Consider the following 22,962-nt stretch of genomic DNA (forward strand, 5'->3'; position numbering starts at 1 on the left):
TCAATGAAATGCTGTTATTTTAGGTTTTTAAATAAAAAATCAGGCCGATAAGACCTGATTTGTTTATAAATGATTTTAATTTTTATAAGATTACCATCCTCCGGAAGCACCACCGCCACCGAAGCTGCCTCCTCCGCCGAAGCCACCAAAGCCTCCGCCGCCACCTCCGGAACTTCCACCACCGAAGCCTCCGCCTCCAAAACCACCTGGGAATGGGAAGAACCCGCCAGGATAATTTCTGCGCCCTCTTCGGGTAATGATGACATCATCGTCATCATCATAATTACCACGACCACCGCCACCTCCTCCTCGATTACCGAAAAGAATAGCAATGATGATAAAAATAACAAAGGCAATGATAAGAATTTTGAGAGCACTGCCATCACCGGAAGGAGCTGTAGTAGGAGCAGGTTTAAATTTGCCCTGAACAGCTTCCATAATAGCTGAGGTACCACGGTTGATCCCTTCATACCAAAGTCCCTTTTTGAAGTTAGGTGTAACAATATAGTCCAGAATCTGCCCTGCAACGGATGCAGTAAGATACTGTTCCACGGCTCGTCCTTGTTGAATAGACATTGTATGATCTTCAGTTGCGATCAGGAAGACAATTCCATTATCTACTCCTTTTTTACCGATTTTCCATTGTTCACCAAACATCGTGGCCAGAAAGTTCACATCCTCGCCTTTGGTAGACTTAATGATTACCACTTCAATTTCTGTGGAAGTGGAATCTGCAAATTTGATGAGCTTATTATTAAGTTCATCTTTTTCCTGTTGGGATAAAATCCCAGCTTCATCAAAAACAGGATATAAAACAGCAGGTTTTTCAGGAATAGTATATTGTGCTGATACAAAACTGTAAAAGCAGATTAGTAAAAATGAAAATACTATTTTAAGAGAACGTAATTTCATTCGGAAGTTGGTTTGGATTTTCTCCTTCTACAGGAAAGTATTTTTTTAGTTCGAGGCCTGTTTCCAGGATAGCGCTTTTCAATGCCTGATAATAATTTCCCTTGGCAAATTCACTTGTAACATAGTCATGCAGATGATCCCAATAGGATTGGTTTACTTTTTTATGAATTCCTACATCACCGATGATGGTTAGATATTTTTGTTCAAAATTGACATAAAAAAGGACGGCATTCTGATCAGAGGTCTTATTCATACAAAGCTTTTTGAAAACTTCAAACGCTATTTTAGCAAGATCGTGCTCCGTATTGGAGTCGATATGCACTCTGATCTCGCCAGTAGAATGATCTTCCGCTGACTGAATCGCTTCCACAAGGGAAGCGATCTGTTGATTTGTAAGGAAATTACCCATTATTATTTGAATACTTCAGGGGCTTTCTGAGCTCCTGCATCAGCTTTGAAATAAGGTTTTTCTTTAAAGTTGGTGAAATTCGCCAAAATATTATTCGGGAAAGTCTTGATAGAGGTGTTATAATCCTTAGCTGCATCATTATAATAAACCGTTTCTGTTCTGATACTGTTTTCGATCGCTGTATACTCTCTTTGGAAGTTGATATACTGCTGATCTGCTTTTAAGTTAGGATAAGACTCTACCACAGCCATTAATCGGCTTAATGCACCGGATAACTCTCCTTGTGCAGCCTGGAATTTTGCTAGATCGGCTTCAGTCATATTAGTAGGATCTATGTTGATAGAAGTTGCTTTAGATCGTGCTTCTACTACTTGTGTTAAGGTTTCCTGCTCAAATTTTGAATACGATTTTACCGTTCTTTCCAGGTTAGGAATAAGATTAGCTCTTTTCTGATATACGGTCTCTACATTAGACCATTTTGCATTAACATTTTGTTCTTTGTTGACAAAGCTGTTATATCCGCTTTTTCCCCAGAAGAATAGAACTGCAACAATAATAAGGAGGGCAATGCCAATAGTTCCGGCGCCCAGACATCCTTTATTTTTCATAGTTTATTTTTTTTTAATTTTTTGTGCTAATCAAATATACAAATTATGTGCTAATTTTGTAGAAAATTATATTTGAATGACAACAATAGTAGTGGCAATGGGAGAGAAGAACGAGATTGGTTTTGAAAACCAGTTGCTTTGGCATCTTCCTAAAGATTTAAAACATTTTAAAGACCTTACTTCCGGACATCCGATCATTATGGGGAGAAAAACTTACGAGAGTATTGGGAAGCCACTTCCCAACCGTACCAATATTGTTGTTTCAAGAAAAAAAGACTGGTTTGAAGAAGGAATTCTTATTGTGGGAAGCCTTAAAGAAGCAATCAAGTTTGCTAAAAAGATTGATGAGGAAGTTTTCGTTATCGGAGGCGGAAACATTTACGAACAAACAATGGAAATAGTAGATAAACTGGAAGTGACTCTTGTAAAAGCTGACCTTGAAGCGGATACATTCTTCCCAAAAATAGATGGGAAAATATGGAAAATGACCAATGAAATCTGCCATGGAAAAGACGAAAAAAATGGTTATGATTTCTGTTTCCAAACGTTTGAAAGAATCAAAAAAGAAGCTTAGATGCCAATAGTCAATTTTTGCTTCGCAAAGTGAATCGTGAATTACTGAAAGATATTAACAATTGACCATTCACCATTGACTTTTTGAACTTTAACCTTTAAATTTATTATCTTTGCACTTCTAAAATTTAATAATGAATAAGAACATTAAAATTGCAGTAGCAGCACTTCTTATCCTTCTGGGACTTTATATGATGATTTTCACAAGAAATCTTGGATGGGGGATTGTTGTTTTTCTTTTAGCAGCTATTCCAATTGCGCTTTACTTTAAAAATGAGTATATTCTTTTGGCATTCTGGCAATTGAGAAAACAAAATATGGAGAAAGCTGCAGAATGGTTAACAAAAATTACAGACTATAAAGGACAACTTCATAAAACTCAATACGGATATTTCCATTATTTATTAGGTTTAACACAAGCTCAGGATCACCCGACAAAAGTGGAGCCTTTAATGAAAAAAGCGTTAGAGTACGGTTTGAATATGAAGCATGACAGAGCAATGGCAACTTTAAACCTTGCCGCATCTGCAATTTCTAAAGGAAGAAAGCAGGAAGGGCAAAAATTATTGGAAGAAGCGAAAAGGCTAGACAGCGCAGGAATGATGACAGATCAGATCAAAATGATGAAGGATCAGCTGAAAATGCCAACTATGCAGAAGCATATGCATAATCCTAACATGAGAAATAGAGGGAAACATTTCTAAGAAAACTATAGATAAACATAAAGCACCTGAATAAGGTGCTTTTTTTATGTGATATAATTGTGATTACATTTCCGAAGTCTGATCATAGCCATAAAACTTAGGCATCTGCCAATGATATTTCACAGCAAGGGTTCTGATCCCTACAATCAATAAGATGGTAAAGATCTGTATAAAAGTATAGGATAAGGTAGTGTACTTTGTCATGAGTAAAAATGCAGCTCCGCCTACAATACAAGCGGTTGCATAGATCTCTTTTCTGAAAATCAGCGGAATTCTGTTCAGTAATATATCCCGAATAATTCCTCCAAAACAGCCTGTAATAGTACCTAATCCAATGCAGATTAAAGGATGAATTCCAACATTTAATCCTTTTTGAATTCCGATAATGGTAAACAGTCCTAGTCCAAAACTATCGAAGATAAATAAGGTGACCTTAAAGTTTTTTTCAAGAGATTTGAATACCATGGAGACAACACTGGTAATAATAATCAGGGCACACATCAGAAGATCATGCATCCAGAATACAGGAATATCCAGTAGGAGATCCCTTACAGTTCCTCCACCTACGGAAGTCACAAAGGCAATAATAAGAACGCCAAAAGGATCAAGCCGTTTCTGCATGGCTGCAAAACTTCCAGACATGGAAAACGCGATGGTTCCCAATACTTCTATGGCAAAATTGAACTGTTCGTGCATATATAATTATAAATGATCGTTGATAAATGATAATTGATGAGTGATTTTCTGCTTAAGCAAATTCTTGGCCATTGTATCAATTATCATTTATCGCTTATCAATTATAATACTGTTTTATCTTTCAACCCTAACGGAGTCGGGAACCATCAGTTCGTATTCGCCGCCGTGGGTAATGATTTCCCTTACAATACTGCTGCTGATGAATGATTTTCCGGAAGAAGTTAATAAGAATACGGTTTCCAGTTTTTTGTGAGCTAATGTTCTGTTGGTATGAGCAATAGCCTTTTCGAATTCAAAATCTGCAGGATTTCTCAACCCTCTGATAATGTATTGAGCATTCTTTTCAAAACAGTAATCTACCGTTAATCCTTCAAATGAATCTACCTCTACATTCGGGAATTCTGCTACAGAGTTTTGAATGAATTCCATTCTTTTTTCAAGTGGAAACATATATTTCTTCTGGGAATTCTGCCCGATGGCAATAATTAATTTATCAAATAGCGGAGCCGCTCTTTCTATAATATCGTAATGTCCTAAAGTGATAGGGTCGAAAGACCCTGGGAAAACAGCAATTTTCATGTTGTATGAGTTATGATTTTGAGTGATCAACCAGAGGTCAGCCTTAAACTAACCTTTGATTTTTAACTTCTACTTTCTATTTTCTTTTATTTAAAGCTTTTTCAACTTCATTTCCACAAAGATCCATAATGGAAATTCCATAGTGTTTTGCCTGCTGGGGAAGAATACTTGCAGGAGAGAATCCTGGGTTGGTATTCATTTCAAGCATATAAGGAATACCATCCATTAGAATAAATTCACTTCTTGAAAATCCACTCATTCCAAGCGAATTGTAAGCTCTTTTCGCAATTTCTTCCACTCTTTTTGTGGTTTCTTCGTCAATTCTTGCAGGGGTAATTTCTTCAGATGCTCCTTCATATTTAGCTTCATAATCGAAAAATTCATTGGTAGGAACAATTTCTGTGATTCCTAAAACGATGGTTTCTCCTTTAAAGTCGATCACTCCTACAGAAACTTCCATTCCGTTTAAGAAACTTTCGATCAGGATTTCGTCATCTTCTTTGAAAGCGACTTCTGTAGCTGCAATCAGCTCAGATTTTTCTTTTACTTTAGAGATTCCAAGTGAAGAACCAGACTGGTTAGGTTTTACAAAAAGTGGAAGATTCAACTCTTCTACAATTTGATCCACATTGATGTTTTCTCCTTTCCTCAGATAAATACTTTTAGCTGACGGAATTCCATATTTTGATAATACGGCAAGTGTATCTTTTTTGTTGAAGGTAAGGGCACTCTGGTAAAAATCACACCCTGTATATTTCTGACCTATGGCATCCCAATATGCCTGCAGAATACCATTTTCACCCGGTGTTCCGTGGATGATATTGAAGCATGCATCAAATTTTAATGTTTCCCCATTATCTAAGGTGACAGAAAAATCTCCTCTATTGATAGGAAGTTTTTTATCATTTTCCTCTAAAAAATACCATTCATCTTTAAGAATTACTACTTTATATACATCATATAGATTTCTGTCTAAAGAATCATAGATCAATTGTCCGCTTTTTAAGGATACAACATATTCATCAGAATAGCCTCCCATTACTACGGCAACACTTTTTTTATTCATAACCATATAGTATCAATTAAGGCAAATTTAAACATTTTATGCAATGCAATACGGGAAATCGGCAAATTTTAAAATCAAAAATGAATTGTGTTAAATAAAAAGTCCATTCTAAAATTATTAGCTATATTTGCGGTTATAATTAAAGTATTTTTAAGTATGCTTAAATCACTTTTCAATTGGAAAGTTTTAGTCAATTTAGTAGTGGCAATCGGTGTTTTCGTAGGGCTTGTATGGCTTACGTTCCGCTGGTTAGAGTACCATACTAATCACGGTCAGGAAATTCCTGTTCCTAATGTTGTTAATAAATCTGTACATGATGCTGTTAAAATATTAGATGATACAGGTTTGGAATATGAAGTAGACAGTGCCAATTATGACCCTAAATACAGACCATTTCAGGTTTTACAAATCTATCCGGCTCCGGGTTCCCGTGTAAAGGATGGAAGAACAGTACGTCTTAAAGTGAATCCTAGAACATGGGCTCAGATTGCTGTTCCGGATGTTATTAATAAATATTCAGGACTGGCATTCCAGCGATTGGATCAGGTTGGGCTGAAAATTGGAGATACCATTTACGAGCCGAGTATTCAGAAAGATGCTCTATTAAGAATTTTATATAAAGGAAATGCTGTAAATCCAGGTGCCCGTCTTCCTAGATTCTCTGTCATTGATGTTGTAGTAGGATCAGGGCCAATGCGAAATATTTCAATTCCTAATGTAGTAGGGCTTTCCGTAAAAGAAGCAAGAGCTGTAATTACGAAAAGTATGTTTGAAGTAGGATTGGTAGAACATGAAGATGGAGGTAAGGATGAATCTGATATTATCTATTATCAGGACCCTGCTTCAGGAGATGTTCGTGACCAGGGTATGCAGATTGACCTTTGGGCAAGTAAGAGAACCCCTGCGGAGCTGAGGGCAAAAGTAGAACAGTTGAATTCTATTTATAGAATGAAAGTAGATACTTCTCTGCCACCAGTACGATATGAGGAAGTTCATAATGAGCCTAGCTATGAAGCTCCTGTAGTGCCTGCACCTGCACCTAGGAGAGAAACTCCAAAGGCAGAAGCTCCTAAAACAGAAACTCCAAAGCCTCAGGCTACAACTCCGAAACCGGCAAGTACAGGAACAGAGAAGCCAAAAGCTTCTACCACTACTCCAGCCACAGGAACTTCAGCCAAACCAGCTGCCTCCACTACTACACAGCAGCCTGCTCAAAAGCCGAAAGCTAAGAAAGTAGTCGTAGAATAACTACAGATTAATAATAAAAATATAGGCTTCAACTGCAAAATGTTGAAGCCTTTTGTGTAAAAAAATAAATACAATGTCAGAAGATAACGAAGATTTTTTAGACGAAGAATTGTTGGATTCCAACAGTATTGATAACATCGATATTGATGAGGAAAACAAAGGATTATATGAGCATCTTAATATCACTGTTGATCCAGGACAGGAACCATTAAGAATTGATAAATTTCTTTTAATACACCGCCAGAACTCTTCAAGAAATAAAATTTCTCAGACCTGCAGGGCTGGAAACGTTATAGTCAACGGGACTGCAGTAAAACAGAATTATCGCGTAAAGCCCGGAGATCAGATCTCAATACTGCTAACCCGTCCACCAAGAGAAAATGTGATTATTCCACAGGATATTCCTATTAATATAGTATATGAAGATGAAGATCTGGTAGTGGTAGATAAAGAGCCAGGTATGGTAGTACATCCGGGACATGGAAATTGGGATGGAACTTTGGTTAATGCTCTGGCGTTTCATTTTGAGAAAAATGGCGCAAAATCTGATCTTGACAGAGTAGGACTTGTTCACAGGATTGATAAAGATACTTCCGGACTTCTGGTAATTGCTAAAAATGAATATGCATTAAGTTTTCTGGCAAAGCAGTTCTTTAACAGAACGACTAAGAGATTGTATTGGGCTTTTGTATGGGGAAATCCTCAGGAAGAAGAAGGTACCATCAGAGGGCACATTGGAAGGCATCCTAAAAACAGAATGCAGATGTCTGTTTACGAAGATGGAAGTCAGGGAAAACATGCTGTTACCCATTATAAAGTCTTAGAGAGATTCAAATATATGACTTGGGTTGAATGTAAACTTGAAACGGGAAGAACGCATCAGATCAGAGCACACTTCAAACACATTGGGCATACCTTGTTCAATGATGAGCGTTATGAAGGGCATACGCCTTTAAGAGGAGTGAATCTTCCAAAGTACAAGCAATTTATTAAAAATGTTTTTGAAATTCTTCCTAGACATGCACTGCATGCGCATACCCTGGGATTTATACACCCAACAACAAAAAAGGAATTATATTTTGAAAGTCCAATGCCTAAAGATATGGAGGATGCTGTAAAAAAATGGAGAATTTATTTAGAAAACTAAAAATATATTGAGATTTTTTTTATATTTGTTGAATTGAAATCAAGATTTGTTATGAGAAAACTATATGCTATCGTATGTTTAGCTCTTTTGTCAAATGCATACAAAGCACAAGAATCACTACCATATTATCAACAGTACCTTTTGGATGGTGATTTCCTGTTCAACCCAGCTCAGTACGGTAAAACAGACTACGTACAGCTCAATGCCATTTATCAAAAGCAATTTTCAAAATTCAGCGAATCCCCAAATGTACAATCGGTGGGAATTAATGCAAACATTTTCGATAGAGTAGGTGCCGGTCTTACCGTATTCAGAGACAGTAATGGAGCTGAATCTGCAGGAGGGGTTACAGCAGGTGCTTCATATTTTATTCCTCTAAGTAGTGAAGGAGACAGAAAAGATCAGTTCTCGTTCGGTACAAGTGTTAGTTTGTACAATAGAAATTTTGATTATACTAAAATCAATGTAGAAGAGCAGGGAGATCCTTTAGTACAAGGTGACCAGCAGAATATATTTATGGCGTACGCTAACTTCGGTTTGGCTGCTACTTACAGAAACCTTTTCGGGGGTGTTTCTGTAAATGATATTGCATTAGGGAATGATAAGCCTATCGTAAACGGATGGGAACCTTCTCCAATTAAGTTTTTCTTAAACTTAGGATATAACTGGCATATCGCAGACAACATCATGTTAACGCCTGCTGCTATGATTAACCTAAATACGAACTCAACAAGAGTAATGGACTATAACCTTATGGCTACTTTCAATAATGAAGTGAATGCTTTCTCTGTAGGGGTAAGTTATAGAGCTGCTCAGAACAGATTTGACAGCCAGCAATTGGAAATTGCTCCGGTTGTTAAAGTAAGACTTAACAAAATTATGATCGGAGCTACTTATAACCTTGGTTTGTCTGATATTCAAACATATGGAGGGAACAGCTTCATGATCGGACTTGGTTATAACTTCGATAACTTTATTAATGTTCGAGGATATAGATATTAATCAATTTAATTTAAATAAATTTGAGCTCTGAATTTTTTCAGAGCTTTTTTTATGATATATATTCACATCCCGTTCTGTAAACAAAAATGCAGTTATTGTAATTTTCACTTTTCAACATCTCTTAATTTTAAAGATGAAATGCTTCGTGCAATGAAAACTGAAATTCAGCTTAGAAAAGATGAGTTACAGAACCCGAATTTAAAATCTCTGTATTTTGGTGGTGGTACGCCTTCTATTCTTTCAGTGGATGAGATTAATTCTTTAATTGACGAGGTTTTACGCCATTTCAGTTTTGAAAAAGATATTGAGATTACATTGGAAGCTAATCCTGATGATCTGAATAAGAATTTCTTAAAACAGCTGGCGGGAACACCTGTTAATCGCTTGTCAATTGGAACACAAAGCTTCTTTGAAGAAGATCTTAAACTGATGAATCGGGCACATACTGCTTCAGAAGCGGAAGGATCAATCAAGCGTGCTCAGGATTTTGGATTTGAAAATCTGAGTATAGATCTTATTTATGGTTCACCTACCTCTAATCTTGAGATCTGGAAAGAGAACTTACATAAAACCATTGCTCTGGAAGTCCCTCATATCTCATCTTATGCTCTAACCGTTGAGCCTAAAACAGCCCTTGATAACTGGATTTCAAAAGGAAAAGTGAAAAGTCCGAAAGAAGAAGAGCAAAACAGAGAATTCTACTACTTATCAGACTTTTTAAAGGATCATGGTTTTGAACATTATGAAGTTTCAAACTTTGCAAAACCTGGTTTTTACTCCAGGCATAACTCTGCGTATTGGAAGTATCAGGAATATTTAGGAATAGGCCCTTCGGCACATTCTTACAACGGATTTGATGTGAGAAGCTGGAATATAGCTAATAATCAACAGTACATTAAAAAGCTTAGTACAAAACTTCTAGCTAAAGAAGAGGAAATCCTATCCAAAGAAGATCAGTTTAATGAAATGATTATGATTGGGCTGAGAACCATCTGGGGCGTAGATCTGCAAAGCTTGAAAGAAAAATTTGATGACCGTTTTCTTGAATATTTCCAGAACGAGATCAAACGAAAAATTGGGGAAGGCATTTTAATCATAGAAAATGACCATTTGAAAATTCCGGAAAAACATTGGTTTATGGCCGATGGAATTGCTTCAGATTTGTTTATTGTATAATGTTTGTATGTATACAGCATGCCATAAAATTCACTATTTTTGTATAAAATTTCAACTCATTTGAAAACGAAAAAACAAGATTATTCACATCTTTCACCCAACCAGCCTATCGGTATTTTTGATAGTGGAGTAGGAGGTCTTACTGTTGCTAAGGAAATCAAAAGGCTTCTGCCTAATGAAGACCTTATCTATTTTGGGGATACCAAGCACCTTCCTTATGGTGAAAAGTCGAAAGAAGCGATTATAGAATATTCTACAAAGATTACTAATTTTCTATTGGAGCAGAATTGCAAAGCGATTGTAATTGCTTGTAATACAGCAACAGCCAATGCTTTGAATGAAGTGATGCAATCTGTTGCCGGAAAAGTTCCTGTGATAGATGTTATTAATCCTGTAGCAGAAAAAGTAGCTTATGAGATCCATAATAATGTGGGAGTGATTGCTACCAAAGCTACTGTAAACTCCGGATTGTATAAGAAGAGTATCAGAAAACATAATAAATGGATTAAGGTTGACGAATTGGCCACTCCATTATTAGTTCCGGCTATTGAAGAAGGTTTTAAAAATCATCCAATTACCCATGCCATCATTTACAATTATCTGAGCAATAATAAGCTGAAGAATATTGAAACATTAATTTTAGGCTGTACTCACTATCCACTTCTAATAGATGAGATCAAGCAGTATTATGGCAACAGAGTTCGTGTTATTGATTCACCTAATATTGTTGCTAATCATTTGAAGATTATTCTTGATAAATACAATCTTCTGAATGATAATAACCCTAAACCGAATTACCACTTCTACCTTTCGGATCTTACCAAAAATTTTGAAAAGATCTCAAAAAAATTCTTCGGTAAAACCATTGATTTAGAATTCAAAGTATTATAAATAAAAAGTCTGCCTCATAAAGAAGCAGACTTTTTTCTTTCTCTTGCCATTGCGAGTGAAACAATCTCAATATTGCGTTATGTTGGCAAATGCTAAGCCGCAGGGATTTTATCTTCTTTACAATTTTATTATTGCTATATTTCTCGCAGCTTTCACGAATCATGCAGATTTTTGTCCGACCTGCTTAATCTACATAATCAGAGAGTTTTATTTCCCACAGATCTCACAGATTTGCGCAGATGCTTGTGACTATTTGTGTGAAAGTTCGTGTGTTTTGTGTATAATAAAAATCTGCGTTATCAGCGAAATCTGCGAGAGGGTTAATCAATATCCTGTTTGTGTCCCTTCTGAAATAAATCTGTGGAATTTGTGTGTGAAAAACTACGCTTCCAGAATTACTTTTTCAGCTTTCAATCTTGATTTTGGATTAAATTGAGGCTGATTGGCATCTGTATCTAGTTTTTCTCCGATAGCAACTGCAAATAACGTTTCATATTTGTCATTTTTTAAAATCTCATCATACAATTCAGGTTCTATTCCTTCCATTGGAGTTGAATCAATTTCCATAGCTGCACAGGCTGAAAGAAGTACGCCTAATGATAAATAAACCTGATGTCCTAACCAGGATTTAACAAAAGCATCCCCTTTAGGTTTTACTCTGGTTCTGTAATAATTGACAGCGCCTTCAGGCAGGTTTTCCTCAATTTGTTTCTCAAAATCTTCGGGGTTTTTAAGGACCTGGAAAATAATCAGATGGCTGCAGTCTATTACTTTTTCTTTATTGATAAAGGAAACTTCTGCCAATTGCGATTTCAGTTCACCTCGATTTACAAAAATAAAATTCCATGGCTGGCTGTTAATGGAAGAGGGGCTCAGATTCAGGATTTCTTTCAGTTGAGAGATTTTTTCTTCACTGATATTGCCTTGTGGGTTATACTTTTTTACAGTATACCTTGTTTTCATTTTGTTTAAAAAGTTCATAATTTTATACTATCATTTTTATAGTTACAAAATTAATTTAAGTTTATTAACTTTGCAATAACGGTTAAAAATGATAGTATAAAAAATGTATATAATAGATAACAAATCTTACCCTTGCTGTACAAGTGTAACCATGCGTTTCATAGGCGGAAAATGGAAAGCTGTAATTTTACACCATCTTATCCATGGAGCCAAGAGATATAATGAATTGAGAAAAGATATTCCGACAATTACAGAAAGAACATTGAGTCTTCAGCTTAAGCAATTAGAGGAAGATAACATCATTGATAGAAAAGTATATACAGAGAAACCACCTTTGATGGTAGAATATACTTTAACAGAATTTGGAAAGACTTTATTGCCAGTTCTGGAAGCTATTACGCGATGGGGAATAGATGCTCCCGATAATTCAAAAAAAATAATCAAGAACTAAAGTTCCTGATTATTTTCTTTATTCGGATCAAAAAAACTGAAACTTACGTTTCCGTATTTTCTGGTGTCTACTAAATTAGGATGTTCCAGTTTCATGCGGCTTTGGTGTTCTACGATAAGAACTCCGTTTTCTTTCAGGAACTTATTATTAAGAACTAGAGAAATCAGTTCGTAGTATTTTTTCTCTTCCATTTCAAAAGGAGCATCAGAAAAAACGATTTCGAAAGATTTTTTATTTCTGAATTTCTTCAGCCAGTCAAATACATCACCTCTCTGTACGTTGATCTGAAGAGCCATATCAAGTTCAGATGCTGTAGTATTAATGAAGGCAGTGTGCTTTGGATTCATTTCTACAGAAGTTACATCCTGGCATCCTCTGGAAGCAAATTCAAAGGTGATAGAACCAATTCCTGCGAAAAGATCCAATACAGAAATCGACTGCATATCGTATTTATTTTCCAAAATACTGAATAAGGCTTCTTTCGCAAAATCTGTGGTTGGTCTTACGTCAAAGTTTTTGGGAGCGGCAATTTTTTTAGCTTTCCATTTGCCTGATATTATTCTGAACATATTGTATTAGGGTTTAGGTAATAGATTATAGGTGGCAGGTGATGGGTGATTCTTACTTTCTATTCCCTGCGATCTGTAACCTAATTTAGTATAAAATTCTTATTAGGAATATTGTCAAAAACGATCTTCAGGTTTTTTACAAATTTCTGAAGTTCGGAAATAAATGTTTCATTTTCCGTAGTTTCACCATAAGCGTAAAAGCTGGTCTCATTAATTCCGAAACCTATTTTGCTTAGCGTAAACATGATGAAATAAAGGAAATCAACTTCAGAATTTACATCCAGATTGTTGTAAAGGATGATCTTCTTATTATCAATCGCAAAAAATTCGCACTGGTTGTGGTAAAGATTGATATGGATTTCTTTATTATTCTTATTGTGGATAGAGCTTAAAAACTTTTCCCCCGAAAAATTAAAATGTACCGGTATCGCCAGTTCTTTTATTTTCTTGTAATAATTCTTTGGAAAGGTATAATAAAACTGAATGTTGAATTTTTTGTTGATGGAAAGCATCAGTTCTTCTTTTTCTCTATCAGCCGGAGCATTGAAGGAGATCAGGTCAAATCCGGTATCATGGTCGGAAAAACCTTCCGGCATCAATGTAAAATGATTCAGTGCAGAAATCACCTGGATTTCATCAAAACGCTGTTTGATAAGAACCTCATCCAGCTTTTCCTCAATGAGGGTAGCGGGTGTTTCTTCAGTAACAAAATAAGATTTTTCTTCCAGAATGCTTTTGTTTTTCACAATCTGATAGATTAATCCGTCTTTGGTAAAAAGTAAATTAAGTACGTTCATATTTCAATTCCTGCAAATTTAGTGAAATTCTACCATTACCGCACCCGATTGGTGGTGAAGTATTTCCTTATTATAAAAATCAATATTAACCTGGCTTTCCAAAACATCCCGAACCATTCGCTGTAAAGTACCGTCACCAATTCCATGAACAATCTCCAGTCTCTTCAAATTGTTCTTTCTGCAAAACTCAATCACTTCAATCAGTTTTTCCTTTTGAATAAACAATCTTTCAAAACTATCATAATCATTAGGATTCTTTACCAAATTATGAAAATGCAAGTCTAAAACCAAATGATTTTTCTGATGTTTTTTAGAAATGATTTTTTTAGGTTCTGCTTTTTTTACTATTCGGATATTTTCATACAGATCAGCATTCTTGGGAACCAGCTTTTCTTTAGGATATTGATGGGTAAAGCCATATTTATCTTTAAAAACCACAATATTCCCTTTCACGGAAGTGACCACTCCGCTTAAATCTTCATCCACTACAGAAACTGTATCTCCAATTTTCATCTTGTTAATAATACTTCGTTTGCATCCAGTTCTTTATACTTTCGGTCCTAATTCAATAACCTCTAAATCCTTTATCTCTTCCCCGTCTACCACAAACCGCATCATGGTTCTCACTTTATGCCAGCCTTGCTTTCCACAGGCTCCCGGGTTTAGGTGTAAAAGTTTGTTCTTTTCATCATACATCGCTTTTAAAATGTGAGAATGCCCTGAAATAAATAATTTAGGCGATTTTTTAGCAATTTCAGTTTTAGTCAAAGGAGTGTATTTTCCGGGATAACCACCAATGTGAATCATCAAAACTTCTAATTTTTCACAGAAAAAACGATTGACTTCCGGAAATTCAGATTGTATTTTGGGGTTGTCAATATTTCCGTAGACCCCTTTTAAAGGCTTTATTTTTTCTAACTGTTCAATAATATCCATACTACCAAAATCTCCGCAATGCCAGATTTCATCTGCCTGAGATGCATATTCGAGAATTCGTTCATCTATATAAGAATGAGAATCGGAGAGAAGAAGGATTTTTGTCATTATCTAAGAGTTCTTTGGGTAATATTTTCGTCGTATTTTTCCTTAAATACAGCAACACGATCAGGATTTAATTCTCCATCTTGGTTGATCACTCTTTCTTTAAGTAACCATTTTATCAGCTTTTCCATTCCTTTTTTAGAATTCATGAAATTGGCAATTTTTGCTAAATCAGTAGATTCTATTTTTGTCTTTTCTGTGATAAAGTTCAGGATAAAGTAGTCGTCACTTACATATCTCGGTGTTTCATTATCCATATATTTGTATAGTAGGACTTCCTCATCATCTTTCATAGAAAAAAATGAATATTGGGTGAGATTGATTTTTTCTGCTTTCAAGATTTGCTTTCCATCCAGTAGAACTTTATCATCTTTAATGGTCACATTTTGTGATAAATATAAATTACAGCCCGCTATCAGTGAGAAGAAAGCGAATAGTCTGTGTATTGTCATTTTTACTATTTTAAATTGCAAATATAAAGAAGCTTTACTAAAACTATTTTGATTGAGCTTTGTTGGGTACTAATAAGAAATATTTTTGCTTCTTCGTATAGAATCAAGTTTCTTTTCAATGTCTGCACTGAAGACTTTTCTTAGTTTTAGTCCACTTTCTGTAAGTCTTGAAATCACAAAAGTTCCGTCCATACTATTATTGGAAGAAAATACAATAGCAATGGTGGTATCCGAAACTTTTTTCCAGTTTCCCATGTATCTTTCCATTTTTGAAGCTTTTCCAGGAAAATCATCCTTTGCATTATAGCCATTGGCTGATTTACTCAAATTTCCAATGATCTTTCCATTTTTACTAAACTTTAAACCAGGGGTTTTAGCATCAAAAATATTCTGCTTTTCATAAGTATAAATGTAGTCATCAAGCTTATTTAGTTTCCAGGTCTGTAAGAGAAATGGGTCTGAGGTTTTATCCTGGCTTTTCATAAAGCCTACTGCGAAAAATAGCAACAGAAGAAATGAGATTGATTTTTTCATATTTTAAAATGATTACACTTACTATCGACAAAATTAAGCTTTTCAATACAAGACTGAAAGTTTTCTATTGAATATAAAGTTGACACATACCCTTAAAATTCTCTATAAAGTCTCATATTGAGACATTTTGTGTTTTTCTATTGTTTTTTTATTTAATTCTTAAAATTATATTTTTTACGATACCAGAAATTGGTTTTTGCTATAAAAAAAGAGACCAATAAAATGCATGTATTCACTTTTTAGTGTATTAATTAATTTGAATTATTTGTTTTAATGTTTTGATAATCATTGTTTTGAGTTGTTTATTTTCGGTATTTTAAATAATTCTTTTGCTAAGTGGAAAATATGTATATATTTGTTTTAATTTTTATTTAATCTAAACAAAAATAATAATGAGTGTCGGTTTGTACTTATTGGAAAACAAAAATTGGTATTATTTTGACCTTATACCAAAGTTTGATGAAGAATTGTCAACGTTCATGAACAGTTGTTCTGAAAGTAAATTCATCCGAATTAATATTGCAGGTAAAGAATCTTATTTAATTGTTCCTGTAAAGCATTTTTCTACCACCGGAGTTCATTACATCGGAAATGAAGTTGGGTATAGAGAAAAGAAAATGGGCGAAGTAGTTAAGATAAGCGCAGAGGAAGCATATCGATTTCTTACTTCCATTGTTTATGGTGGAAATACAACCGTAGAAAATCCAGAAGAGGTTTATATCAACTATTTTTCTGAAGAATTTAAAGAGTATTTTGACCAGGGCCATACCACCGTAGAAAGTACTCATACTTTCACAGACTCTGTTAAGGCAGGATTTATCTTTAAATTTTTCGGCTACGATAATGATAACCTGCTGGAATTTATTTCTAAGAATACTGCACTGGAAACCAGTTATGACAAGAAAGCAGCCATTATCCGATGGTTTTCAGAATACACCCATTCCTTGTTGAAAACAGCAGTAGGAAAGTATATTGAGGAAGGAATTATTTATAACAGTAATATCGAACATACATTTATCAGCCAAAATGGAGATAAAGTAAATGTTTATTTTGATGAGTGTATTACAACCGGAGCAGTAATCAGAACTGAAAAAGCTGAAAGTTTTATAAGAACTCATGTGGTATACTACAATTTGTATCCGGTTCTAAGGCACTTGGCTTATCTGGGTTCAATAGAAGAAGAGATTCTTTATCAGATTATAGATACTGAAATTGATTCTTTGAGAGAGGTTTATGGTGACGCCATGAATTTTATTTATGAAACTATAGAAGCAAGACTTTTCCTGAAACAGGCTTACAGTGTAGATCAGGATACCTGGAAAGAATATATCAGGCAGCATAATTTCCTGATTAACCCTAAACATTATTCCAAAAAGCTGATAAAACCTGATTATGGGGAGATTTTGCATAAAAGGTATTTCAACAACGGGACGTTAGAAATTACTTTGAGAGCTTTTAATCCGGAAACGGATATGGAATTCCTTCATGAATGGTCTAATATGGAATATGCTAAAAAATACTGGGAAATGGATGTGGATCAACAGGAATTTGAAGAAGCTTATATCAAACATATGGGGGTAGATTATTCTCATCCTTATATCGGTCTTCTGAATGGCAATCCTATTTTTACTTTAGAACTGTATTGGGCAATAAAAGATGAGGTTGGTAAATATTACCGTTTCAATCCCGGAGATTATGGCTTTCACATGCTTATTGCTCCTGCCAAAGAAAAAATTCCAAACTTTTCAATGAACGCGTTGGCTATGTGTATGGAATATTTCTTCTCTTTCCCTCAACTGACAAGAATGATAGGTGAGGCTTCCGCATCCCATAAGGGAACTCATAATCTGATTACCAAGGTAGGATGTGAATTCAACAGATCATTGGCACTTCCTTATAAAACATCTAACCTGACTTTCCTTGACCGTGAGAAATTCTATGAAACCACAGAAGACATCTTTAAAAATTCGGTCCTGAAAATAAACATTACAACATAATATTTGAATACTGAAAAAGATAATTTATGAAATATGATATCATTGGTATAGGAATAGGTCCTTTCAATCTAAGTCTTGCTGCTTTGCTTGAAGAACATGATCTGAAAACCATATTTTTTGACAAAGCACCCAGGTTTGAATGGCACAGCGGATTAATGATTGAGAGGACAACCCTTCAGGTTCCTTTCCTGGCAGATCTGGTAACGATTGTAAATCCTAAAAGCCCTTTTACGTATATCAATTATTTAAGAGAACAAGGTAAAATTTTCCGATTCTGTTTTAAGGAAAGTTTTTATGTAACAAGAATGGAGTATAATCTGTATTGTAAATGGGTAGCGTCACAAATTAAAAGCCTTAATTTCAGCCACACTGTTACAGAAATAGATTACAACGAAACCCACGAGTGTTATGAAGTTTCAGTTATTGATCTTATTAATTGTGAAAAGAAAGTTTATCTTGCTGATAAAATTGTATTAGGAGTAGGCTCAATTCCTAATGTTCCCAAAATTACCGAGCGCTTCTCTAAAGAACACATTTTCCATTCTTCTGAATATCTGCATAGAAAACAATATTTAAAGAAAGGAAGTACTATTACAGTATTGGGCTCCGGACAAAGTGGAGGTGAAGTATTTTTTGATCTTCTTTCTTCCAGACCGGAATTAGATTTAAAGCTGAACTGGGTAACAGCCGCCGACAGATTCTTCCCAATGGAAAATTCAAAATTCACATATGAATTTACTTCCATGGATTATATTTCCTATTTCAACAGGCTTCCATTAGCAAAAAGAAGAGAAGTGATCAATAAGCAGGATATTCTGTATAAAGGAATCAATGATGAGCTGATCAGTACCATTTATGATGAGCTTTATCATCAGCAGATGAAAGAAGAGCAGCCTCTTCCTGTTAAAATATTGACCAATAGCCTCCTTGAAGATATGTCTTACAGTGAAGACTATACATTAAACTTGAGGCATCTGGAAGAAGAAAAAACTTTTTCTTTCAGTACTGATTATCTCATCCTGGCAACTGGTTATCGATATGAAGTTCCTCACTTTTTACAACCTATAGAAAATCGACTGAACAAGAGTCAAAATGATGGAACGCTACTGTCCTCAGAAAACTATACCGTGGATGTAAATGATAATGAAATATTCATGCAGAACGGTTGTGTAGATTCACAGGGGATTATTACATCAGACCTAGGAATGGGTCCTTATAGAAATGCTGCGATTATCAATAAAATATTAGGCCACGAATATTATCCATTAGAAAAAAATATTGCTTTTCAGCATTTTGGAGCATTAGAAACGATATAAACTATGAAGCGTATTTTTTTTCTAATCTCCATATTTTCTTCATTAGCATTGGCTGCATGCCCGATTACCATAGCGGTTAAAAACATCAGGAATTATAATCATGATGAGGTTTATGTGGTCATTAACGGAGAAAAGAAAAAGATTTCGAAACAGGGGACGGTTGATTTTGCTGAGGTATCGGATGGGTCTGTAAAAGTATCTGTATTGTATCAGAATAAGACTGTTTATGGTGATACATTAAATATCAATTGCCGGTCACACCAGAAATATGAAATAGAGATTTCCAATGCGAACCGGATTGATGAAGTCTATATCAGGGGAAAAAAGAAACTTGAAAAGCTAAAGGAAACCCCATTGAGTGTCAAAATTGTTGATATGCAGGCAGTAAAAAGCCAGGCGAACAATATTGGTGAAATATTAAATATGGCGACAGGAGTTAAGCTCCGTACAGAAGGCGGTGTCGGTTCTGCATTTCAGGTCAATCTTGGCGGGCTTCAGGGGAAAGCGGTCCGAATTTTTAGGGATGGAGTTCCTATTGAATTTTACGGACATAGCTTTAATCCTAATGTTTTATCTCTCAATATGCTGGATAGAGTAGATGTCTACAAAGGGGTAATGCCTATTTCGCTGGCATCGGATGCTTTGGGAGGTGGGATTAATTTTATCTCAAAGCCGATACAAAAAGATAACCTTGAAATATCAAATGAGATTGCATCATTCAGTACCTATAAATCGCATCTTAATGCTGTATTTACAGGGAAGAAAGACAGTCTGTTTTATATAGGAACCCAGGCAAGCTATGTGTTTTCCAAAAACAATTATAAGATTTTAGGTAATGTTATAGATCCGGAAACAGCCAATCTTAAAAAAGTTGAAGCCAGAAGATTTCATGACGATACTGAAGCTTCTTATATGGAAGTCTATACCGGGGTAAGAAATAAAAGCTGGGCCAATGACTTTAGAGTTGGATTTATCTATTCTCATTTCTATAAGGAGATTCAGAATGATCTTGAAATGAGAAAACCTTATGGAGAAGCTTTTGCCAAAGAAAATAATGTGACAGGTTATCTTCAGTACAAAAAAATGTTCTTTGATAACCGTCTTAAAGTAGACTTGATGACTGCTTTCGCCAGATATAACAATTCTTTTGTGGATATCAGCAGACGCAGATACAATTGGCTGGGGGAATATACTTTCAGTGATGAGAATAGCGTTGGCGAGATCAATAAAGGGAATGATCTGAAGATGAATTACAATATGTTCCACACAAGGCTCAATGCCGCGTTCAAGATCAGTAACAATCATAGCCTGGAATTTGGAAATGTGTATTTCTACCAGCGAAGAAAAGGAAGTGATCCGTATGGAGCCGTGAATGTATATGGGGATGATGTTCTTAAAACTCCTGCTGTTTACAACAAGAATATTGCTGCTTTGGGATTGGTGTCTCATTGGCTTAATCGTAAAGTGGAAACAGTGCTTGGGGTAAAGAATTATTACTTCAGTTCTAAAGGATATACTACAGATAAATATAATTTCGCATGGGATTCTGACCGAAGTAAAAATGCTTCCGGATATATGGCTGGTATAAGCTATAAACCTAAAAACTTTATCCTGAAACTGTCCTATGAAAAAGCAGTTCGCCTTCCTGATGAAACCGAAATTTTCGGGGATGGGATCCTGATCAAAGAAAATCTTGATCTGGAACCGGAAAAAAGTGATAACGTAAATTTTGTTCTGGATTATACTTCATCAAATTATAAACTGAATACCAGTTTAAATCTTTTCTACAGGAATGTGAAAAATACAATATTCATGATTCCGGACAACCCTTATGGAAGGTATCAGAATTATTATGACAACAGAATTCTTGGATTGGAGTATGAGATTAACTATCAGCCCATAAAAAATCTTCAGACAGGGTTTAATTTTACCTACCAGGATATAAGGCTTAAAAACCTTTCCGGTAATGAAAAAATCTGGGAAGATGCTAGGCAGCCCAATATTCCTTACTTATTTGGAAACCATTATATGAGACTGAACTTTTCGGATATTCTCAGTATGCGGGATAAGGTAGAACTGTATTATAACATCAATTATGTACATCGTTTTCTACTATATCCTGTACCAAAAAATCTGGAGCCAGGTCTATTTTCTAAAGCAACGATTGCTTCCAGTGATCTTCTGATTCCGAATGACGGCAGGCTGGGAATGGTAGATGTAGGAGTAGGAATTACCTATTTCCTGGCAGATCCTAAACTGGCTATTAATTTTAGCATTAATAATCTTACGAATGAAAGACTGTATGATAATTATAATGCACAGAAACCTACAAGATCATATCATTTGAAATTAACGTATACAATTTTTTAATATTATAATCATGAGAAAATCAAAACCGATTTCAATCATTTTATCTGCATTAAGCCTCCTGCTTTTTACCCATTGCAGCAGCGATGACAGTATTGAAGAGCAGAAACAACCCACAGAAACAAAAGACAGCTGGGTAATCTATAACAGTACAGCAGGATGGGGAGGAAATATTTATTCTTTTTCAGAGCTTCCTCAGGGAGAACTTTCATTAGCGGATAAAAAACCTTTCTATCAGATTGCTTATTCTGCGGGAGGAAAAGCTTTCGGAGAAAACATGTACAGACTGGGAGGTGCTGCTTCTTCAGAAGAAGGATTTTCTAAACTTACAGCAGATAATGCCGGAAATATTACCCAAAAAGGCTTCATCGCTACTCAAAATAACGGATTTGAGCCTAATTATCTTGTGGTAAGTGAAACCGAAGGATATTATTGGGATGGTTCAAGAGGAATGCTTAAAATCCAGACCTTTAATCCGGGAGCTATGCAGCGTACCGGAGAAATTGACCTTTCTTCATTAGCTCAAACTATTGACCCTGCAGTGCTTGAACCTGGAGAAACAGCATACCAGGCGGCCGGGCAGTTAATTCTAATAAAGAGAGACGATAAACTGTATCTTGATTTGCAGATTGGTAAAAAAGGATCGAACTGGCAGATCAAACCTGTTGTAAAAGAGGTAGCGGTTGCAGTGTATAATCTGACTTCAAAAAAAGTAGAAAATGTTACAAAGTATCCTAATGCAACCAACCTGGGACTTTTCACTGACCATGTTTTATGGAGTATTGATGAGGTAACCAAAGATATCTATATGGTGGCTACATCAGATATGAAAGCTCAGGAAGCAGCCTATTCCTCAAAGATTCTTAGAATAAAGAACGGGCAGACTACTTTTGATGCTGGTTTTGAAATTGATATGAAGAATTTTGTGCAGCCAGCTGAGTTTAACAGAATCTTCGCTCATAATAATAAAATTTATACTACCATTCCTTCAACTGGAGCATCTTATTACAGTGGCGGACATGGAATAGGCTATAGAAATGATATCTGGTTCTGGAACGAAATTGATGTTCAGACCAAGAAAGCTGTAAAACTTGATATTCCTGTGGATAACTTCTACAACTATCAAAACCCATTCTTGTATAAAAACAGAATCTATTTCATGTCTAATAATAAGGCAGATAATTTCTCAGGTTTAAGTTCTTATGACCCTGTTTCTAAAAACACCAAAGTTGAATTTAAACTTAAAGGAAGCGGTAGACTGATGGGAGTAAATGTTATTTCCAAAAAATAATTTCTTTTTTGTTAGTACAATAAGATCATTTGATTTAACGAGGCCGGAAGAGTTCTTCTTCCGGTTTTTTTGTGGGCAAAGGTTAGGAAGCTGGAGGAGGGAAGCGGGAAGTTATTGTAGACCTTATTATCGAAGTTCAACCTGAACTACAAGTTAAGTTTATAAAAACTTCC

At 35.4% G+C, this 22,962-nt stretch carries 25 protein-coding genes; 12 read left to right on the forward strand and 13 right to left on the reverse strand.

What is annotated here, in order from left to right; all coding sequences use genetic code 11:
* Window positions 1-90: 90 nt before the first annotated feature.
* From AC3HD6_RS19480 to AC3HD6_RS19490, 3 genes are read right to left on the reverse strand one after another with little or no spacing between them, the layout of a single operon-like run.
* On the reverse strand, window positions 91-912 hold the full coding sequence (locus AC3HD6_RS19480) for a TPM domain-containing protein (protein ID WP_488897850.1): 822 nt from the start codon (window positions 910-912) through the stop codon (window positions 91-93).
* A complete protein-coding gene (locus AC3HD6_RS19485) occupies window positions 893-1,321 on the reverse strand; it encodes a TPM domain-containing protein (protein WP_488897851.1) in 429 nt (142 codons plus the stop codon). The genes AC3HD6_RS19480 and AC3HD6_RS19485 overlap by 20 nt, the downstream gene beginning before the upstream one ends.
* 2 nt (window positions 1,322-1,323) lie before the next feature.
* Complete coding sequence (locus AC3HD6_RS19490) at window positions 1,324-1,929, reverse strand: LemA family protein (RefSeq protein WP_068940039.1); 606 nt, start codon at window positions 1,927-1,929, stop codon at window positions 1,324-1,326.
* 76 nt (window positions 1,930-2,005) lie between these two features.
* On the opposite strand from AC3HD6_RS19490, the gene AC3HD6_RS19495 reads away from it, so the two are divergent.
* Window positions 2,006-2,503 carry a dihydrofolate reductase gene (locus AC3HD6_RS19495; protein ID WP_488897852.1) on the forward strand — a complete coding sequence of 166 codons (498 nt, stop codon included), beginning with the start codon at window positions 2,006-2,008 and terminating at the stop codon, window positions 2,501-2,503.
* A 133-nt stretch (window positions 2,504-2,636) separates the two neighbouring features.
* Complete coding sequence (locus tag AC3HD6_RS19500) at window positions 2,637-3,206, forward strand: DUF2892 domain-containing protein (protein WP_488897853.1); 570 nt, start codon at window positions 2,637-2,639, stop codon at window positions 3,204-3,206.
* Window positions 3,207-3,269: 63 nt separating this feature from the next.
* Here AC3HD6_RS19500 and AC3HD6_RS19505 read toward each other — a convergent pair whose 3' ends face one another.
* The 3 genes from AC3HD6_RS19505 to AC3HD6_RS19515 all read right to left on the reverse strand — a co-directional run bounded on the left by AC3HD6_RS19505 (window position 3,270) and on the right by AC3HD6_RS19515 (window position 5,547).
* Window positions 3,270-3,902 carry a trimeric intracellular cation channel family protein gene (locus AC3HD6_RS19505; protein WP_488897854.1) on the reverse strand — a complete coding sequence of 211 codons (633 nt, stop codon included), beginning with the start codon at window positions 3,900-3,902 and terminating at the stop codon, window positions 3,270-3,272.
* A 114-nt stretch (window positions 3,903-4,016) separates the two neighbouring features.
* Entirely contained in the window at window positions 4,017-4,481 is a 465-nt protein-coding gene (gene coaD, locus AC3HD6_RS19510) for a pantetheine-phosphate adenylyltransferase (protein WP_047098871.1), read from the reverse strand.
* 76 nt (window positions 4,482-4,557) lie between these two features.
* On the reverse strand, window positions 4,558-5,547 hold the full coding sequence (locus AC3HD6_RS19515; RefSeq protein ID WP_488897855.1) for a D-alanine--D-alanine ligase: 990 nt from the start codon (window positions 5,545-5,547) through the stop codon (window positions 4,558-4,560).
* A gap of 156 nt (window positions 5,548-5,703) precedes the next feature.
* On the opposite strand from AC3HD6_RS19515, the gene AC3HD6_RS19520 reads away from it, so the two are divergent.
* The 5 genes from AC3HD6_RS19520 to murI all read left to right on the forward strand — a co-directional run bounded on the left by AC3HD6_RS19520 (window position 5,704) and on the right by murI (window position 11,011).
* Window positions 5,704-6,795, forward strand: coding sequence for a PASTA domain-containing protein (locus AC3HD6_RS19520; RefSeq protein ID WP_488897856.1), 1,092 nt, complete (start codon window positions 5,704-5,706; stop codon window positions 6,793-6,795).
* 73 nt (window positions 6,796-6,868) lie between these two features.
* Complete coding sequence (locus tag AC3HD6_RS19525) at window positions 6,869-7,942, forward strand: RluA family pseudouridine synthase (protein WP_185124648.1); 1,074 nt, start codon at window positions 6,869-6,871, stop codon at window positions 7,940-7,942.
* Window positions 7,943-7,993: 51 nt separating this feature from the next.
* The gene (locus tag AC3HD6_RS19530) at window positions 7,994-8,944 is read left to right on the forward strand and encodes a PorP/SprF family type IX secretion system membrane protein (protein WP_488897857.1); all 951 of its coding nucleotides are present in this window, start codon (window positions 7,994-7,996) and stop codon (window positions 8,942-8,944) included.
* Window positions 8,945-8,995: 51 nt separating this feature from the next.
* Entirely contained in the window at window positions 8,996-10,120 is a 1,125-nt protein-coding gene (hemW, locus tag AC3HD6_RS19535) for a radical SAM family heme chaperone HemW (protein ID WP_488897858.1), read from the forward strand.
* 60 nt (window positions 10,121-10,180) lie between these two features.
* Window positions 10,181-11,011, forward strand: coding sequence for a glutamate racemase (gene murI / locus AC3HD6_RS19540; protein ID WP_488897859.1), 831 nt, complete (start codon window positions 10,181-10,183; stop codon window positions 11,009-11,011).
* Between the two features lie 381 nt (window positions 11,012-11,392).
* On the opposite strand, the gene AC3HD6_RS19545 is transcribed toward murI, so the two are convergent.
* Window positions 11,393-11,992: a nitroreductase family protein gene (locus AC3HD6_RS19545; RefSeq protein ID WP_488897860.1), complete on the reverse strand. Its 600-nt coding sequence runs from the start codon at window positions 11,990-11,992 to the stop codon at window positions 11,393-11,395.
* Between the two features lie 85 nt (window positions 11,993-12,077).
* On the opposite strand from AC3HD6_RS19545, the gene AC3HD6_RS19550 reads away from it, so the two are divergent.
* Entirely contained in the window at window positions 12,078-12,425 is a 348-nt protein-coding gene (locus AC3HD6_RS19550) for a winged helix-turn-helix transcriptional regulator (protein ID WP_488897861.1), read from the forward strand.
* Here the strand turns inward: AC3HD6_RS19550 and AC3HD6_RS19555 are convergent.
* From AC3HD6_RS19555 to AC3HD6_RS19580, 6 genes are all read right to left on the reverse strand, one after another.
* Window positions 12,422-12,994: an RsmD family RNA methyltransferase gene (locus AC3HD6_RS19555; protein WP_068940016.1), complete on the reverse strand. Its 573-nt coding sequence runs from the start codon at window positions 12,992-12,994 to the stop codon at window positions 12,422-12,424. The genes AC3HD6_RS19550 and AC3HD6_RS19555 overlap by 4 nt on opposite strands.
* An 80-nt stretch (window positions 12,995-13,074) precedes the next feature.
* Window positions 13,075-13,791 carry a DUF3822 family protein gene (locus tag AC3HD6_RS19560; protein ID WP_488897862.1) on the reverse strand — a complete coding sequence of 239 codons (717 nt, stop codon included), beginning with the start codon at window positions 13,789-13,791 and terminating at the stop codon, window positions 13,075-13,077.
* Between the two features lie 18 nt (window positions 13,792-13,809).
* A complete protein-coding gene (locus AC3HD6_RS19565) occupies window positions 13,810-14,304 on the reverse strand; it encodes a DUF8465 domain-containing protein (protein WP_488897863.1) in 495 nt (164 codons plus the stop codon).
* A 33-nt stretch (window positions 14,305-14,337) separates the two neighbouring features.
* Window positions 14,338-14,835, reverse strand: coding sequence for a metallophosphoesterase family protein (locus AC3HD6_RS19570; RefSeq protein ID WP_488897864.1), 498 nt, complete (start codon window positions 14,833-14,835; stop codon window positions 14,338-14,340).
* A complete protein-coding gene (locus AC3HD6_RS19575) occupies window positions 14,835-15,284 on the reverse strand; it encodes a hypothetical protein (RefSeq protein ID WP_488897865.1) in 450 nt (149 codons plus the stop codon). The genes AC3HD6_RS19570 and AC3HD6_RS19575 overlap by 1 nt, the downstream gene beginning before the upstream one ends.
* 69 nt (window positions 15,285-15,353) lie before the next feature.
* Complete coding sequence (locus tag AC3HD6_RS19580; protein WP_488897866.1) at window positions 15,354-15,818, reverse strand: hypothetical protein; 465 nt, start codon at window positions 15,816-15,818, stop codon at window positions 15,354-15,356.
* A gap of 392 nt (window positions 15,819-16,210) precedes the next feature.
* On the opposite strand from AC3HD6_RS19580, the gene AC3HD6_RS19585 reads away from it, so the two are divergent.
* The 4 genes from AC3HD6_RS19585 to AC3HD6_RS19600 are packed head-to-tail and all read left to right on the forward strand — an operon-like array spanning window position 16,211 to window position 22,789.
* Window positions 16,211-17,815 carry a GNAT family N-acetyltransferase gene (locus AC3HD6_RS19585; RefSeq protein ID WP_488897867.1) on the forward strand — a complete coding sequence of 535 codons (1,605 nt, stop codon included), beginning with the start codon at window positions 16,211-16,213 and terminating at the stop codon, window positions 17,813-17,815.
* 26 nt (window positions 17,816-17,841) lie between these two features.
* Window positions 17,842-19,131: a lysine N(6)-hydroxylase/L-ornithine N(5)-oxygenase family protein gene (locus AC3HD6_RS19590; RefSeq protein WP_488897868.1), complete on the forward strand. Its 1,290-nt coding sequence runs from the start codon at window positions 17,842-17,844 to the stop codon at window positions 19,129-19,131.
* Window positions 19,132-19,134: 3 nt separating this feature from the next.
* Window positions 19,135-21,501, forward strand: coding sequence for a TonB-dependent receptor (locus tag AC3HD6_RS19595; RefSeq protein WP_488897869.1), 2,367 nt, complete (start codon window positions 19,135-19,137; stop codon window positions 21,499-21,501).
* Window positions 21,502-21,511: 10 nt separating this feature from the next.
* Window positions 21,512-22,789: a DUF4374 domain-containing protein gene (locus tag AC3HD6_RS19600; RefSeq protein ID WP_488897870.1), complete on the forward strand. Its 1,278-nt coding sequence runs from the start codon at window positions 21,512-21,514 to the stop codon at window positions 22,787-22,789.
* Window positions 22,790-22,962 lie beyond the last annotated feature (173 nt).

The organism is Chryseobacterium sp. II3a (assembly GCF_057815135.1).

Excerpts from the sequence above, each read along its gene's own strand:
- AC3HD6_RS19530 (WP_488897857.1), top strand. The coding sequence starts at position 7,994 with ATGAGAAAACTATATGCTATCGTATGTTTAGCTCTTTTGTCAAATGCA.
- AC3HD6_RS19585 (WP_488897867.1), top strand. The coding sequence starts at position 16,211 with ATGAGTGTCGGTTTGTACTTATTGGAAAACAAAAATTGGTATTATTTT.
- AC3HD6_RS19595 (WP_488897869.1), top strand. The coding sequence starts at position 19,135 with ATGAAGCGTATTTTTTTTCTAATCTCCATATTTTCTTCATTAGCATTG.
- AC3HD6_RS19480 (WP_488897850.1), bottom strand. The coding sequence starts at position 912 with ATGAAATTACGTTCTCTTAAAATAGTATTTTCATTTTTACTAATCTGC.
- AC3HD6_RS19565 (WP_488897863.1), bottom strand. The coding sequence starts at position 14,304 with ATGAAAATTGGAGATACAGTTTCTGTAGTGGATGAAGATTTAAGCGGA.
- coaD (WP_047098871.1), bottom strand. The coding sequence starts at position 4,481 with ATGAAAATTGCTGTTTTCCCAGGGTCTTTCGACCCTATCACTTTAGGA.
- AC3HD6_RS19575 (WP_488897865.1), bottom strand. The coding sequence starts at position 15,284 with ATGACAATACACAGACTATTCGCTTTCTTCTCACTGATAGCGGGCTGT.
- AC3HD6_RS19520 (WP_488897856.1), top strand. The coding sequence starts at position 5,704 with ATGCTTAAATCACTTTTCAATTGGAAAGTTTTAGTCAATTTAGTAGTG.
- AC3HD6_RS19580 (WP_488897866.1), bottom strand. The coding sequence starts at position 15,818 with ATGAAAAAATCAATCTCATTTCTTCTGTTGCTATTTTTCGCAGTAGGC.
- AC3HD6_RS19570 (WP_488897864.1), bottom strand. The coding sequence starts at position 14,835 with ATGACAAAAATCCTTCTTCTCTCCGATTCTCATTCTTATATAGATGAA.
- AC3HD6_RS19495 (WP_488897852.1), top strand. The coding sequence starts at position 2,006 with ATGACAACAATAGTAGTGGCAATGGGAGAGAAGAACGAGATTGGTTTT.
- AC3HD6_RS19485 (WP_488897851.1), bottom strand. The coding sequence starts at position 1,321 with ATGGGTAATTTCCTTACAAATCAACAGATCGCTTCCCTTGTGGAAGCG.
- AC3HD6_RS19505 (WP_488897854.1), bottom strand. The coding sequence starts at position 3,902 with ATGCACGAACAGTTCAATTTTGCCATAGAAGTATTGGGAACCATCGCG.
- AC3HD6_RS19560 (WP_488897862.1), bottom strand. The coding sequence starts at position 13,791 with ATGAACGTACTTAATTTACTTTTTACCAAAGACGGATTAATCTATCAG.
- AC3HD6_RS19515 (WP_488897855.1), bottom strand. The coding sequence starts at position 5,547 with ATGAATAAAAAAAGTGTTGCCGTAGTAATGGGAGGCTATTCTGATGAA.
- AC3HD6_RS19555 (WP_068940016.1), bottom strand. The coding sequence starts at position 12,994 with ATGTTCAGAATAATATCAGGCAAATGGAAAGCTAAAAAAATTGCCGCT.
- AC3HD6_RS19600 (WP_488897870.1), top strand. The coding sequence starts at position 21,512 with ATGAGAAAATCAAAACCGATTTCAATCATTTTATCTGCATTAAGCCTC.
- AC3HD6_RS19490 (WP_068940039.1), bottom strand. The coding sequence starts at position 1,929 with ATGAAAAATAAAGGATGTCTGGGCGCCGGAACTATTGGCATTGCCCTC.
- hemW (WP_488897858.1), top strand. The coding sequence starts at position 8,996 with ATGATATATATTCACATCCCGTTCTGTAAACAAAAATGCAGTTATTGT.
- AC3HD6_RS19545 (WP_488897860.1), bottom strand. The coding sequence starts at position 11,992 with ATGAACTTTTTAAACAAAATGAAAACAAGGTATACTGTAAAAAAGTAT.
- AC3HD6_RS19590 (WP_488897868.1), top strand. The coding sequence starts at position 17,842 with ATGAAATATGATATCATTGGTATAGGAATAGGTCCTTTCAATCTAAGT.
- AC3HD6_RS19525 (WP_185124648.1), top strand. The coding sequence starts at position 6,869 with ATGTCAGAAGATAACGAAGATTTTTTAGACGAAGAATTGTTGGATTCC.
- AC3HD6_RS19550 (WP_488897861.1), top strand. The coding sequence starts at position 12,078 with ATGTATATAATAGATAACAAATCTTACCCTTGCTGTACAAGTGTAACC.
- AC3HD6_RS19500 (WP_488897853.1), top strand. The coding sequence starts at position 2,637 with ATGAATAAGAACATTAAAATTGCAGTAGCAGCACTTCTTATCCTTCTG.